The sequence below is a fragment of the Geobacter sp. genome, from assembly GCA_009684525.1.
Classification (GTDB): Bacteria; Desulfobacterota; Desulfuromonadia; order Geobacterales; family DSM-12255; genus Geoanaerobacter.
The window spans coordinates 1,190,985-1,205,824 of record WKKR01000001.1; the positions used below are offsets into that span (position 1 = coordinate 1,190,985).

At 53.4% G+C, this 14,840-nt stretch carries 11 protein-coding genes and 1 tRNA gene; 5 read left to right on the forward strand and 7 right to left on the reverse strand.

The genetic code is table 11. The features are described 5' to 3' along the window. Window positions 1-59: 59 nt before the first annotated feature. From GJT30_05220 to GJT30_05230, 3 genes are all read right to left on the reverse strand, one after another. A complete protein-coding gene (locus GJT30_05220) occupies window positions 60-842 on the reverse strand; it encodes a cytochrome C (protein MSM39009.1) in 783 nt (260 codons plus the stop codon). Window positions 843-1,262: 420 nt separating this feature from the next. Further along, entirely contained in the window at window positions 1,263-2,639 is a 1,377-nt protein-coding gene (locus GJT30_05225; GenBank protein MSM39010.1) for a cytochrome C, read from the reverse strand. 12 nt (window positions 2,640-2,651) lie between these two features. Then, window positions 2,652-4,154, reverse strand: a complete 1,503-nt coding sequence (locus GJT30_05230) for a response regulator (GenBank protein MSM39011.1) — start codon at window positions 4,152-4,154, stop codon at window positions 2,652-2,654. 253 nt (window positions 4,155-4,407) lie between these two features. Here GJT30_05230 and GJT30_05235 point away from each other — a divergent pair, with 253 nt between their 5' ends. The 5 genes from GJT30_05235 to GJT30_05255 all read left to right on the forward strand — a co-directional run bounded on the left by GJT30_05235 (window position 4,408) and on the right by GJT30_05255 (window position 9,045). Continuing rightward, the gene (locus GJT30_05235) at window positions 4,408-5,322 is read left to right on the forward strand and encodes a LysR family transcriptional regulator (GenBank protein MSM39012.1); all 915 of its coding nucleotides are present in this window, start codon (window positions 4,408-4,410) and stop codon (window positions 5,320-5,322) included. Between the two features lie 317 nt (window positions 5,323-5,639). After that, window positions 5,640-6,269, forward strand: coding sequence for a hypothetical protein (locus tag GJT30_05240; protein ID MSM39013.1), 630 nt, complete (start codon window positions 5,640-5,642; stop codon window positions 6,267-6,269). 188 nt (window positions 6,270-6,457) lie between these two features. After that, a tRNA-Sec gene (locus GJT30_05245) sits at window positions 6,458-6,555 on the forward strand. 10 nt (window positions 6,556-6,565) lie between these two features. Next, complete coding sequence (gene selB, locus GJT30_05250; protein MSM39014.1) at window positions 6,566-8,476, forward strand: selenocysteine-specific translation elongation factor; 1,911 nt, start codon at window positions 6,566-6,568, stop codon at window positions 8,474-8,476. A 293-nt stretch (window positions 8,477-8,769) separates the two neighbouring features. Beyond that, on the forward strand, window positions 8,770-9,045 hold the full coding sequence (locus tag GJT30_05255) for a hypothetical protein (protein MSM39015.1): 276 nt from the start codon (window positions 8,770-8,772) through the stop codon (window positions 9,043-9,045). A 140-nt stretch (window positions 9,046-9,185) separates the two neighbouring features. Here the strand turns inward: GJT30_05255 and GJT30_05260 are convergent, their stop codons facing one another. Genes GJT30_05260 through GJT30_05275 form a run of 4 tightly spaced genes read right to left on the reverse strand, consistent with a single transcriptional unit; the run spans window position 9,186 to window position 14,788 of the window. Next, on the reverse strand, window positions 9,186-10,112 hold the full coding sequence (locus GJT30_05260; protein ID MSM39016.1) for an NERD domain-containing protein: 927 nt from the start codon (window positions 10,110-10,112) through the stop codon (window positions 9,186-9,188). Then, on the reverse strand, window positions 10,100-11,080 hold the full coding sequence (locus tag GJT30_05265) for an HNH endonuclease (protein MSM39017.1): 981 nt from the start codon (window positions 11,078-11,080) through the stop codon (window positions 10,100-10,102). The genes GJT30_05260 and GJT30_05265 overlap by 13 nt, the downstream gene beginning before the upstream one ends. Before the next feature lie 43 nt (window positions 11,081-11,123). Continuing rightward, window positions 11,124-12,836, reverse strand: coding sequence for a hypothetical protein (locus GJT30_05270; GenBank protein MSM39018.1), 1,713 nt, complete (start codon window positions 12,834-12,836; stop codon window positions 11,124-11,126). Then, complete coding sequence (locus GJT30_05275; protein ID MSM39019.1) at window positions 12,833-14,788, reverse strand: hypothetical protein; 1,956 nt, start codon at window positions 14,786-14,788, stop codon at window positions 12,833-12,835. Before GJT30_05275 ends, GJT30_05270 begins: the two co-directional genes overlap by 4 nt. Between the last annotated feature and the right edge of the window lie 52 nt (window positions 14,789-14,840).

Consider the following 14,840-nt stretch of genomic DNA (forward strand, 5'->3'; position numbering starts at 1 on the left):
AGAGGCCGCCCCACGGAATGTGAGCGGCCTCTTCTGCTTCAGACACGACCGTGCAACAACTACTTGATGTGGCAGGTAAGGCAGATGGCGGAGCCAGCCTGCTTGTTGATCAGGAGGTAATCCTCGTTGTTCTCGTTGTTGTGTACGTCGTGGCAGCTGGCACAGGTCATGACTTTCTTGCCGCCAGTCACGTACATCAGGTCGGAGATGGTGCGGGTGTGGGTGCCGGCATAGTTGACGCCGGTGCCGGCGAGGGTGACCTGGAAGGGCTTTTCGGAGGTCTTGATCCCGGAGCCGAGGGTGCCGTTCCCCTTGTCGTTGGTGGCAACCGCATCGTAATCGAACCCGATCGGGTGGTCGTTGCTCAGCTTGTTGCCGAGGGCATCGCCCACGCTGACCTCACCCCAGTTGTCGCCGACCTTGGCAGAGCCGTTATCGGTCATGGCATTGCCGTAGTGCTCGCTGACAGCGATAACGCCGTCATGACAGCTCATGCAGAGACGGCTCGGCCCGACGAGAGGGTCGCCAGCCACCACCTGCAGATTGGTCGACTCTGCGGTGCGGGACTGGTAGGCTTCATAGGTTTCCTGGCTGACCTGATGAGCCCAGAGCGGGTTGTATTCGGCAATCGCCCCATCCTGGATGGCATGGTGCGGGGTGTGGCAATAGGCGCAGACGCGGCCGTAGGCATCGCCGTTGGCAACGACGTTGTTGATGTTGTGCGGCGAATTGGAGACGCCGGTTCCCGGGGTATAGGTCTGCTTGGCAATGGCAACTCCGGCCATGCTGCCGGCAGTAAGCGCTGCAGCGCACACGATGGCAAAAATCTTTCCGTTTTTCATTGAGCTATCCTCTTTCCTTGTGAGTGTTTTTTTGATTGCGGCTCTCTTCGCTGCTTCTGCATTTCCTTGTTTGCTTACCCTGTTCTTCCTTGCCGGCACCCTGCCCTCCCCAAAGGACGTGTGCCGCTTCACTACTACTAAAGTACTAAGCAAGCGAGGTGCCACAATCGCCCTTTCCCTTTACATTTCCGCAACATGCCGATAATGCGTATATTTGCATAATACACTGATATTTTTTTAAGACACCGGCATGCGGAACCCACTGGTCAGGGTGGGTGAAATCCCCCACCCACCCCCGGATGCGGGGGATTTCCCCCATCAGCCGATCATTCGGGTGCAGTACTCCGGGCACAAAAAAACGCCTCCGAAGAGGCGTTCAGGGCGGTACGAGCCGCATATGGCAGAGGCTTTTGGAAAGCGTTACTTGGTCGAAGGCGTATAAACGACCGGAGCCTCACGGTCGTAGGAGACCTTGCGGTGGCAGCCGGGGGCGCAACTGCCGCCGGTTGGCGTGGGGGTGAAGCGGATAGGCACCTTCCAGTCGCCAAAGGTGGAACCATCCTTGCCGATCAGTTTCGGGCCGTCAGCGGCATGGGGCTCGTGACAGGCCCGACAGCTCCGCCCTTTGCGCTTGTCGCTCACATGGAGGTAGTGCAGGTTCTGCTTGCCGTTGCGGAATTTTGTGTAGATGCTGGTTTCGGCATACTTGAGCAGATTCTTTTCATGACAGGAGAGACAGAGGTCATAGCTCCCCTCCGTATAGGAGGCGTAAAAGGCGGGGGGGTAATTCCCGTTGAGGAGCCGGATGGTGTTCGAGCCATGGGGGTTGTGACAGCCGGTGCAGGTCCCGTTGGCAAGAGGGCCGTGGAGGTTTTTGTCCCCCTCCAGCACGGTTTTCATATTCTTCAGCATCACGCCGGAGATATTCTTGAACACGAAGGACGATTTCAGGCCGTCTGTGCTATGGCATTCGAGGCAAAGCTTCTTCTGGTCGGACGGGAGCAACCCCTTGCTGTTGGAGAAATGGGACGAATGGCAGTTGCTGCAGCTTTTTGCCTGCTGGAGCGGCTTATGCGGCACCTTGAGCCCGGTCAGTTTCTTCGCGAACGTATCGTGGCAGCCATAGCAGAGATCGGGCATCTGCTTCTTCAGGACGTACTGAAACGCCGAACCGTGCGGATTGTGACAGGAAGTACAGGGATCGTCTTTCACCGGAGGATGGACAACCCCTGCCGCTTTCATCGCCTTGGCAAAATCCGCATGGCATTTGAGACAGAGATCCCTGATCTCTCCCTTGAGCAGACCTTTTTGCGACGATTCGTGCGGGGCATGGCAACTCGTGCAGGCGCCCACGGCAACCGGGCCGTGCATGTAGTGCTGCTTGAAGGCCAGGGCATCATGACACTGCAGGCAGAGAGCGGTCTGGTCGTCGCTTTCGAGCAGGTAGCGCGCGCTCGACCCATGCGGCTTGTGGCAGGAGAGACAGGCGCCCCCTTTGACCGGCCCATGCACGACCTTCATCTTCCCGTATGCCTCGTGGCACGGGGTGCAGAGCTTCTCATCGCCGGCCACCAGGGCAAAGCTCTTCCCTCCCGAAAGAGGATGTTTCGCCGCTGTACGTGTATGACATGCCAGGCAGTCGCCATCCTTGACCGGCTGATGGGGTTTCGCAATGGCAGCAAGTCCGGGGTGACAGTCGGTGGTTACGCAGGTTTCGGCGCCGGCGGCGCCGGACGTGATGGCGATCGACCCGGCGATCAGCCAGGCAACTACGGTATGCTCTCGTGTTCTACGCATCTCTTGTCTGCCTCAGCAAGCTATCCATTTCATGATGGTGGGGTTGGAACTCTCCGCCACCCGCAGGAGCTTTTCCCGCAGTTCCTTCTGGCTGTCGCACTCGGTCTCGGTGAAACCGAATTTCTTCATCCGGTAACGGAGAGTATCCCGGCTCATCTTCAGCGACTTGGCAGCCTTTGACTGGTTGCCGTTGGCCTTTTCCAGCGCCAGGGCGATCAGCTGTTTTTCCACGTCCTCGAAGGAGACCCCGCCGGGAGGAAGCTGGAACCCGGCAAAGAGCCGGCTGGAATCAGCAGGAGTCGGCGTATTGTCCGCGGAAAGTTCCGGTGCGATGTTGATGCGGGCAGGCTCTTTCTGCAGATAGAACCGGGTGAGGACCTTTCCCTTCTCCATCATCATCGCCCGCTCGACGGCATTCCTCAACTCGCGCACGTTGCCCGGCCAGTCATAGCGGAGCATCGCTTCGAGCGCCTCGTCCGACGCCCGTTCGACCTGGCGGCCATATTCGGCGTTCAGCCGGTCGATGAAATAGGCAACCAGGGACGGTACATCCTCGATCCGCTCCCGCAGGGACGGCAGGCAGATATTCATCATGTTGAGGCGGTAATAGAGGTCGCCACGGAACTTTCCCTCCGCAACCATGCGCGGCAGGTCCTGGTTGGTGGCGGCAACGATCCTGACGTCGGTCTCCACGTCCCCTTCCCCACCCAGGCGACGGAACCGCTTGGTTTCCATGACCTTCAACAGCTTCGTCTGCATGGAGAACGGCATGTCACCGATCTCGTCGAGAAAGACGGTGCCGCCATCGGCGAGTTCGAATATCCCCTTCTGCTTCTTCGAGGCGTCGGTGAAGGCCCCCTTCTCATGGCCGAACAGCTCGTTCTCGATCAGGTTCTCCGGGATGGCCGCGCAGTTGATCTCCACAAACGGGCCGCTAGCGCGGGCGCTGTGCTCGTGGATCGCCCGGGCGACCAGCTCCTTGCCGGTGCCGCTCTCTCCGGTAATAAGCACTGTCTTGGCATCCGTCGATGCACAGACATGGATCATCTTGGATATCTCCACCATCTTGGAAGAGTTACCGATGAGCCTATCATGATCAACGGTTGCGCGCCTCTCGCGGCCGGCGCAATCGACATCGCGGTTCATTTGCTTCTCTTCGAGCGCACGGGCAACGGCGCTCTTGATCGATTCCATATTGAACGGCTTGCCAAAAAACTGGTCAGCCCCCAGCCTGAAGGCCTTGACCGCCAGGTCGGCCTGGGTCCCCGCCGTTATGATCAGGACCGGCAGATTGTCGTCCTGCCCCTTCATCGTCTCCAAGAGGTCCAGCCCGAACGCATCGGGGAGATTCAGGTCGAGCATGATCAGCTCGGGCCTGAACTCCCTGAACTTCTGTAGTGCCTCTGCACCCGATGATGCAGTCTCGACCACGTACCCCGCCCTCGTCAGCATTACGGAGAGGGACCAGGAAATGAGATTTTCGTCATCTACGACCAAGATACGGTGAGCGTTCATGGCATTACCCCTGGAAAGGTAGACGTGATATGCATCACGACATTTTCGTTAATACGTATATATAGTTTTTTTTAAGTAAGCAGAAGTGAAAGTTTTTTGTGCTCTCATGAATCACACTCATACATGAAAATCCATTTATTATTACAAAAGTTTCATTACCTTCATAAATAGAAAGTTCTTGCTCAGCTCATTCCGGGCATGGTAATAATGATATTATTAATGTATTGCGATTATAGAATGGTTAAACAGCCTTATGGAAAGCCAGTATCTTAAAACCCTTCTCACGATCATCGAGACCGGCAGTTTTTCCAGGACCGCGGAAACGCTGAACATCACCCAATCCGCCGTTTCCCATCGCGTCAAGTACCTCGAAGAGCATTACTGCTGCCAGTTGATCGACAGGACCACCCAGACCCTGGAGCCGACCGATTCCGGCAAGATCCTGGCCAAGAAGGCTGCACAGATCCTGGCAATCGAAAAAGAGATCACCCAGGAGCTGAAACAGGTCGGCAAAAAGACCCAGCTGGCCATCTGTGCCACTGCCACCTATGGCATCATCTATCTGCCCAATGTGATGAACAGGTTTCTGCACAACTCCCCCCAGACCGTTGACCTCAACTTCATTCTACTGACGCCGGAGGAAGCAACCAGGGGGCTTATGGAAAACCGTTACGACATCGGCGTGATCGAGCATATCAACCCACTGGATCTCCCCGGCTTCCAGTGTTACGAGTTGCCTCCCGACGACATGGCTTTTGTCTGCAGCCCTTCGCTCGACATTGCCGGTGACGAGGTTCCGCTGGAGAGAATCCAGAGAGAACGGCTGATAACGCGAAAGGAAGGATGCAGCTGCCGCGACCTGCTCGACAACAATTTCGCCAGATCGTCGATCACCACCACCGACTTCAGGAGCACCGTCATTTACGACGACCTCCATTTCATCATCCATACGGTTGTCAGCGGCAGCGGCGTTGCCTTTGTGTCCAAATCGCTGGTACGCGAGTACCTCGAGCGCGGTGAGCTCAAAGCCTTCAAGGTCAAAGGGTTCTCGCACACACGGAAACGGACGGCTGCTGTCAGACGCAAAAAACTGGAAGAAAAGCATGTCGCATTCTTCATGGAATGCCTCTTTGCCGAAACCAACACAGTTCCCCGCATCCTGGCCTGACACAAAATCCTTTGGGGCAATCTCCCTGCCGCGCGAACCGGTTTCGGAGTAGCTGCTCAAAAGCTGCAACATCCCCCCCGCTCCCCGTTTCTCCTCAATCTTTCGTAATCATTCCGGTTTTATCCCGACTGCCGCCACAGCTGTTCAGTATCCTACCAATTCGTCATGTACGGCATGGCGACCCGTTGCACCGGCCACCCCCCATTCAATCAATATATTCAGCAGGTTAAATACCGACCTCGCCAGAAGAATCTGTGGTATGGGCCTTGAAAAACAGTGGTCAGCAGAGAACACACCTAGGAAACGGAGCGCTGACCATGCTTTCCAGATCTCAGACACTCTTGACACTTATTCTCACCATTGTTGCAGCATTTCCTCTCCATGCAGGGGCGGCTGCCGCGGCGGGACAGTCACTGCAGGATGACCGCGGCTCCTGCACATTCTCTCTCGCGCTACAGGAACCCGGACAAAGGAACAGATTTGTTTCCCTGCTTGCGCAGACAGTTGAAGCAGACGCGCATACCCCGCAAAAGACCTATGCAGACGACATCGCAGCAGGAAATGACCCGGAATCCATGTACAACTCCATCGTCAAGGCAAGCTATCCCGAACCTACGTCACGGATCGACAGCTTTTCCCGCAAATGCCTGGTCTGTCACGACGGCGTCAGTGCACCGATCGCTGAAGGTTCGTACCGCAACAGCCCCGGAGAGAAACACTCCCGCGGGCAGGTCAACGGCAGCAGTCACCCCATCGGCATGGATTACGCCGCATACAGTATCGGCAACCGTTCATTCAAGAACGTGGAGATGCTCGATCGGCAGATGGTCCTGGTGGATGGCAAGGTCGGCTGCCTTTCATGCCACAACCCCTTGAATCCCCGTAGGAATCACCTCGCGGTCAGCGATGCACGGAGTGAACTCTGCCTTGCATGCCACAACAAATAATGCCTTATCCCGGCAGCCAGCAGATTCTTGGCAGGAAATTCAAGTCGATTTGAGCTACACTCTTTGGAGAAAAAGGTTCAAGGGCAGAGTCAAGGAAGGTGTATTGTCCAGCAGAACAGGTGTATGACGATTTTTCTTGCACTTTCATTTATCCAAATATATTTATATTTACACTTAACCACTCTCATGGAAGCACGTCCGTCGCTGGTGGGCGGCCCGGTCTTCAAAACCGGTGGGGGGGATGAGAAATCTCCCTGGTGGGTTCGATTCCCATGTGCTTCCGCCAAATCCAACCTATGAAGAATCTCATTCTCGGCACCGCAGGTCATATTGACCACGGAAAAACCTCGCTGGTAAAGGCTTTGACCGGTGTTGACACCGATCGGCTCCCGGAAGAGAAGTCGCGCGGGATCACCATCGAGCTCGGTTTTGCCAACCTCGAACTTCCGGGTGGGATCAATTTCGGCATTGTCGATGTCCCCGGCCACGAGCGGTTCATCCGCTCCATGGTGGCGGGTGTCGGCGGCATGGACATCGTGATGCTGGTCATTGCCGCAGACGAAGGGGTCATGCCGCAGACCCGCGAACACCTTGAGATCTGCCAGCTGCTCGGCGTCAAAAAGGGGCTGGTTGCCCTGACGAAGAGCGACATGGTGGAGCCGGACTGGCTCAACCTCGTCCGCGAAGAGGTGAGCACCTTCACTGCCGGCAGTTTTCTCGAAGGGGCACCCGTCGTCCCCGTCTCGGCACGGACCGGTGCCGGGATCGAAGCGCTCAGGGCCGAACTGGGCAGGCTTGCCGTGGAGGTTGAACAGAAACGAAGCGACGGCCCGTTCCGGCTGCCGGTCGACCGGGTATTCACCGTTGCCGGCTTTGGCACCGTCGTAACCGGTACGCTGCTTTCCGGGCAGGTCTCGGTCGGTGACGAGGTAGAGATCCTCCCGTCAGGGCTTGTCAGCCGCATCAGGGGCGTACAAGCCCATGGCAGCAAGGCGGAGAAAGGGACCGCCGGGCAGCGCCTGGCTCTCAACCTGCAGGGGATCGACCTCGACCAGGTCCAGCGTGGCGACGTGGTCACCCCCCGCGGGGTCTACCGGGCGACACGGATCGTGGATGTGCATCTGGACCACCTGAAATCCTCCCCCCGCGAGCTGAAACATCGCTCGACCCTTCGCCTGCATTCAGCAACCTATGAAGTCTCCGCCAAGCTGGTCCTGTTCGACAAGGATTCGCTTGAACCGGGCGAAAGCGGGTTTGCCCAGCTCAGGCTGGAACATCCCGTGCTCCTGCTCAACGGCGATCCCTTTGTCCTGCGTTCGGCGTCCCCTTCCGCCACCATCGCGGGCGGCACCATCCTGGACCCTGCGCCGCCGAGCCGGCGTCGCCGGACGGTCGAGGCAATCGAACTCCTCGAATCCCTGGCCACGGGAGAGGAATCGGGCATCATTGCAAAAATGGTCTCGGGAAGCCTCCTTTCCGGGCTGTCGTTCTCCGACCTGGTCAAAAGGACCGGTCTGTCGGCGCGCCGCGTGGAATCGGCGCTGGCACCGCTCCTTACCGCCGGCGGGATCATCCAGGTTGTGCGCGAACCGCGCATCTACCTCAGCCGCGAAGGGTTCTCGTCTCTATGCGAGCTTCTTTCACAAGAATTGCATGCCTATCTCGAGAATAACCCTCTCAAGGACGGTATGAGCAAGGAGGAGTTGAAGACGCGCCTCCCGGCAAGAAGCGACCAGCGTTTTTTCGCCCCCTGCCTTGCCGCGCTGGAAAAGGAAGGAAATGTCAAAGCAGAACGGGAACTGGTCAAACTGACCGGGAGAAAGGCAGAGGCGGTAGCGGACCAGGCCGTCATTCAACAGGGGATCGAGCAGGAGCTGATCGCCGGCGATTGCGAGCCGCATTCGCTGAAGGAGCTGTGCGATATCCTCCGGATACCGGAAAAACTCGCCCTGGAGCATCTGAATCTGCTCAGCCGGGAAGGCCGGGCCATAAAGGTCAAGAGCGACATCTTCTATGCACCTGCGCCATTTGCCCTGATCCAGGAGAAGCTGATCGACCATCTCAAGGAGAAGGGGGAGATAACTCCGGGTGAATTCAGGGACCTGACCGGGCTCTCCCGCAAGTTCATGATTCCTCTCCTGGAATATTTCGATGCGCAAAAGATTACCATCAGGGTCGGCGACAAACGCATCCTGCGAAAACGCTAGATCACTACCCAACACCGCCCGAGAAACCGAAAGCCCCTGCAGATCATTGCAGGGGCTTTCTTCGTGGCACACGGCACATACCGACAACGGCACCTCCTTCTTCCGGGCCAGACCGGCAAAGGCAAATGCCCCTTGCTATTATCCCCGGTTCATGTTAATAATCCTTAAGATTAATAATTTCTTTATTTGCGCGACTTGCGGGAAGCGCACGGCATACACTCACAGGGAAAGGAGCACGAGGGTCGGGTACAGGCATTCAGCAGGGAACACACAAACTTCTGAGGAGGAGAACGATGGTGCTACAGTATATTTTCTTGTTTGTCGGGGCGGTAATACTAATGGTCGTATGTCCGGCGCTCATGCTTTGCCTTACCATCGCGTTGGACTCCATAAAGCCGAGATTGGGCTTTGACCTTTCCGGAATCACATCGCCAATCCTGGATGTCTGCTTTATCCCCTTCCTTTTCGCCTCAAATATCTACGACGGCATCGTCGGCGGCTTTTCCAACAGTGAGCTCAAGGCACAGGAAGCATACTGGAAGGACGTCTACGCGAAAAACAATTACTGACCGCAAAACAGGGGCGGTTCAAGGCAGGACAAAAAGGCTCTCGTTCACAGCGAGGGCCTTTTTGCGAAACTTCTTACAATGCTCGACCAGATACACCGGTGCAGGCCAGATGCATGTTGCTTGGTAAAGACCGTTAGGATTCAATTTTTATAAGCCTGTGGCGCCACATCTCGGCAGCGCTGCTCTATCTGGTGGGCAATCCGTTGCAGCATCTCGGGACAAAGAACCGCATCTGTCCGAATCTTTGAGATGAATTGAGGATTCTTGCCATTGAAGAGAAATACGTCGCAGGGTTTTTTCTGTTCAATCATCCAGCCGGTGATCGCAAGAACAGGCAACGCGTTCACGGGTTCTCCAACCGCACTGCTCAACCATTTGGTCAACCAACCGGCTTGACGTCGTGCCTGCGGTAGGTACTCGCGTTCTGTCCCGTTTGGAAACTGCAGATTTTGTCCATCATAGGAAACCGACCAGTTCTTCTTGTCACTTTTATCTTTAGGCTTAGCGCGCCCCTTGGTTTCAATGGCAAAAACGCCGTTCGGACCAATGACAATATGATCGATATTGAAATTCTCGGCAGGGAAATCATGATAGACCCGATAGCCTGATAGCATGAGTTGGTTGAGTTCCTGGCCAACCGCTCTTTCACAATCAAGACCTAACTGCTCATTATGTCTTTGCCGAATCGCTTTGTTCAGCCGAACCCCGAAAAACGCCATGGAGCCAAGTGCCAGGACAATGAAGGATAACGGGGATACCTTTGAATTAGCGATGTAACGGGTTGTCAGGAAGTTGGAATAACAGAGTAAGGGAACAATCGAAGAGAAGGTCAGATACAAATCAACATCCTCACTCAACTGATCAATCCGCTTGCTGATAGATTCACCGGGAGCGCGCAGCATCTGCGCAGTGAGCGGATTTCTTCGGTGCTTGCGCTGGTGACGTATCCATAATGCAATGCCAAGCGGCATAATGAGAGAGATTAAGAAAATTACCGCCGGCAAGAGCTGGATAAAAAATGAGTTCATTTGATTACCATATAAAGTAAGGTTGTTTACAATGGCCATCCCCGGCGGTGTTCGGCCAGATATGCCGGCGCTGGCCAGAGATCACGCTCTGCAGGGGGAATAATACCGCGGCCGGAAAGCATTGCGAGCAGGCCGGGGAAGTTGGGGTCAATGCCGATGGTGCGGGCGGTGATGACCGTGTAGTTATCGGAGACGCCGAGCATCCCCTCGTCAAAGCCCCAATGGCAGGTACGGCAGAGGGCCATGCCGTTGCGGATGTCGTCGTTCTTGCTTTTGCTCCAGGGCACGATGTGGGCCGCCTCTACCACCGTATGGCCGTCGGGGGTGACGATGCGAATACCGCACAGGGCGCAGCGGTGGTCGTAGGCCGAGGTCACCACCCGGCGGAACGCCTGGTCCCGCACCGCGGCGCGGTAGTTGTCGGCCTCCACGATCTCTTTCACCAGCGGCAGGTGGGCCTGCTCTTCCAGCAGACGGCTGTAATTGAACGCCTCCCGGTTGATGACCGACTGCTCCCGCAACTGCGCCGCCGCCTCCTCCGAGAAACAGGAAAGGAGCAACGCTTCTCGCAGCGCCTCTCGCCCTTCCCCGCTTTGCATGACCTGGTACAGCCCGTCGTCCAGCTTCGCCCCCAGGGCGTATTTACGCAGGTAGCTTACGGAAGCGGTGTTGTTGATGACCGCATCGGTGATGGTTTTCCCCGGCTGGGGGACCAGCTCCCAGAACGGTTCGCGGGAGAGGCGGGAGAAGGGGAATGCTATGCTGCTGGTTTGGCCGAGGGGGATAATCCGCCGCCAGTAGAGGTTGAACAGCTCGTTCAGTTCCACCAGATCGGCGGTGACGTCGATAAGCGGGGTGGTGATGACACCGCGATGCACCAAATCCAGAACCGCCAAGAGCAGTAGCGGCTTGTGCGGCGCCTTGCGCTTGGTAGCATCGGTCCAGACCGCGCCGGGGGCGCGGGAGAGGGAGGAGAATAGTTTGAGAGAGGGGGTGAGGGTGGTCATGATTCCTTTTTATATTGAACAACACTACAGAAGCTAATTTCTCCTAGGTTTGTCGATTTCGCAATTGCAAAAACTGAAACCAATAAAATGGGGCTACCGGAGTTCTGAAATGCCTGTTTGCAATGAGGTCAAATGCTGGCATTCCTGCCAAGCCAGCAGTAGAGGTTGCTCTTACATTATGTCTCTCAGATTTAAGTAACGCTTCCATTTGTGCTCGATATTCTTGAGCTGTGTCTGGCAAAATTATGGGTGCCTCAGACTCTCCACAACGATAATGTGCTTGTTCGAAATACAAATGATTTGGCAATTCCTGCGCGGTGGGATGCCAAAACTGGAGACAAACTTCCGGATATTCTGCCTTTGCATTTGTTGCGATCATATCATAAAAGTCATCACGCCCAAGAACTACCGACCATCCTGCAAGAGTGGGCAATAGCCACGACATCTTCATCAAATCGACCCGAACCTCTTCATCTTTTTCAACGTTTAATTCGACGAGGTCATCAACTGAGTCCGTGCAAACTGGAAAATTACGCTTTAATTTCAGAGCAAAATCGATGCGCTTTATAAGTTCAGCAAGCCAATCGCCGACCTCTGCAACTCTCCCGGTAAGATATAAAAGAATAAACCCGAGCACAATGTCCACAACATTACCGTCAAGCATCGGAGAGCCCGCAATAGAATTGTTTTTAAATAAGGCAACCAAAGCGTCAGCAACCACAGCAGCGTTTTCAAAATTAATCTTCATGGTTTCTTTATCAGCAGCTACCAAAATGCAGGATAGCCCAATTGACCCGAGAATACCTATTTGCTCAAAGATGACGAGTGAAAACACTGCACTTTCTCGACAATACCCTGAAAGTCCGTCTTTAACGTAATAATGTGGTTGTAACTTTTCAAAATATCGTCGTGCTGTCTCTCTATAACTTCTCCAGAACGATTCACCGAATTCTTGATAGAATTGTTTCCTCTTCTTTTTCTCCTCCAAATTAATCCTATGCCACGACCAAAGCATGGCACGCTCCACTGCAAATAGCGACTGCTTTAGGTTACCCTCGTCCTCTGCCCAGTGTGAGAATATTTGAGCAGCCAGGCTGGCCACTCGCAATGCTTTTATCAGGTCTTTTTTACGCACATTCTTTTTGGTGAGTTGTCCTTGGTCGGACATCCCCAAAACCCGCTTGAACAGGCGGTACAAGTCCTTTTGGTCATATTCTAATTCACCAGCCAGAGCAAGGGACTTCCTGAGATCGGCACGATCTGTGGCATCAAAAATATGCTCACTGAGCATAAAATTATCGATCAATGTGGCAATTTGGTCGCCCCCCCAGAAATCCATAGTAGCCAGTTCGGAATGATCTCTCGCATAACTATCCCAGTTAATTTGCGTGTCTTGCTTCAAATCGCCAGTAGTAGCAAGCACTATACGCTTACGAAGTGGCTCGTGTTGGGGTTCCACATGGGTTTTCAAATAGACATCAAAAACTTCATTTAAGCTCTGACGGACCGACTGCGGGCCGGAGTCCCATTCATTTCTCCCAAGATCGTCACGCTTAATAATAAGACAGAGCAATTCTTTGATGCCATCTTCAGGATTCTTCCCTACCGCTGCCACATCAACGCCATACTGACGGATGCCAGTCTGGGGTTTAGAAACCGGGACATATCCCATAGACAGCAGCAAGTCAGGAAGCAGCCTGTCGAATTCATCACGTTCCCGCAGGGTACGCAAATACTGTGCGAGGATTAGTCTCATTCTTCCCCCCGCGTCGCCAGGCGAAAGCCCATGTGCCTAATTTCGTATCCAACAGCATCAAGAACGTGACGTCGTGGTAGCGCAATATAATGGGAGTGCGGGATAAGGTTATTGGACTCAGTATAACCACCATCTCGAAAGCTGAACCATCCCTTCCCGCCCTTCATTGGAATCTCCGTGCAAATCTGACTGAATATCGACATTTTTCTTGCTTCTTTTGCCACTACATTCATCTGTTTGGCATGAGCACTTGCGAACAGGCGTTGAACCTCGGGAGGCGGTTTTAACTCTTCAATCCTAGGAAGCGTCTCAATCGCATCCATATAAGTGGCAATTTGCTGAATAACCCTTGAAAACAGTTCAACAATTCTTGGATCTGAAGTCTGGGACTTCTCTTGCTCCAACCTCTTCATCGTTGAATCGGGATAATCCATACCGACTTCTTCGGCCAGAACTGTATGCACAAACCCCAACGTCCAATCTTGTAGATTCGTCGATTTTAGAAGCGAAATGGTAAGCGATAGCAGGTGGTCTTCAGAGTTAACAAAACCAAGTAGCCGTCTTACTAAGAAAAGAAAGTCTGTCTTATTGAAAGTACTTAACAACGTTGCGTTGAACTCTGGGTTTTTTAAGTTATGCACCCATAGTTTTGAAAGCAGTCCTGCTGCGGCAGAAGCATGCTTTCTATCATCTGATGACAACCATTCCGTAATTATCTGCGAAAGCAATTCTGGGCGTTTCGCCAATTCAAATACGGTAGAATCAAACAAATCAGGGAAGTTTGTATCTCTTGGAATTGCTTGGCCATTTCTTGCTACCCATTCAGTAAGACACGAGAGCGCAAATTGTTGCTGCATCTCATCTGATAATAAATGCTCTAAAATAAAATCAAACTTATCAACCGCGTCCTTAAATATTGGTGTTAGCTTGCATAATTGGCGAATATATCTTTTGAAAATGTCCTTATCTGCCAAATTTTGAGTGTTCATGAACAAGTGATGGGAAAGTGCTGCCAACACTTCCTGATCTCCAGCTTCTGCCATTTTGAAAAGCACTGAATCAAATTTTCTCGTTATAGAGATCGATTCAGCAGCGGCATGGATTGCAGTTCTACGAACCTGCTCGTCTTCATGCGAGATGTTCAAAGTGATAACTTTAACAGCAGTAGCGAATTTTGTTTTCGTGATCTGGTTATAGTCGATTAACCGACCTAATGTCCATATAGCTGCTCTTTTGAGAATAACGTTTTCTGACTTTGCGTCTTCAAAAGCTAGTATTGTCGCTTCTTCGGCAGCATTTGTTGCTAGGGCAAGGAGTGTGGCTGGATGGAGAGCTACTGTGCTCTGAGAGATTTTCTCCAACAGAAGTGTGTGTATCAATCGACATGATTCAGGCATGTCACTCAATTTTTTCTGTAGTTGGCTTAGAAATGCGCCCGCCATAAGATCATTCTTCGTTTTTTCATGCTGAACACCGCAAATCTGAATAATTGATGCTGGCTCGATCTTATGAAGGTAAGGCAGGGCAGCCTCAACAACGTGCAGAACAGTAAATACTTCCATGCTGCCATCAAGTATTGCGCTTACTGCAACCAAGAAAATATCTTCTGACTTATGCACTAATGCCAGCAAGCGGCCAGCTACTCTGTCTGATGAACCAATTTCGTGACGCCAGACGTCATTGGCCTTTTGCAGCCATTGACGCGGATCTGATCGAAATTGCTCTTTATGATTATCAAATAAATATGAAGCCAAAAAACGGTTACGTCCCTCGATTGACGCAAAAACTACTTTATCTCCGTCTATCTGTATTTCCTCTAACCTATCTTGAGGCAAATGCAGGCATTCTGGAGGCAAGGCAATCGTCAAATCTGAACTACAGCTCTCGTGAGAGTGAAGTACCAATTCGCCAAGCGTACTAACTGTCTGCGCAGTCATCATGTCATCAGACATAAAATCTCCATCAGGGACAGCATATTTAATTCCCACTCATCCATCAGGGACA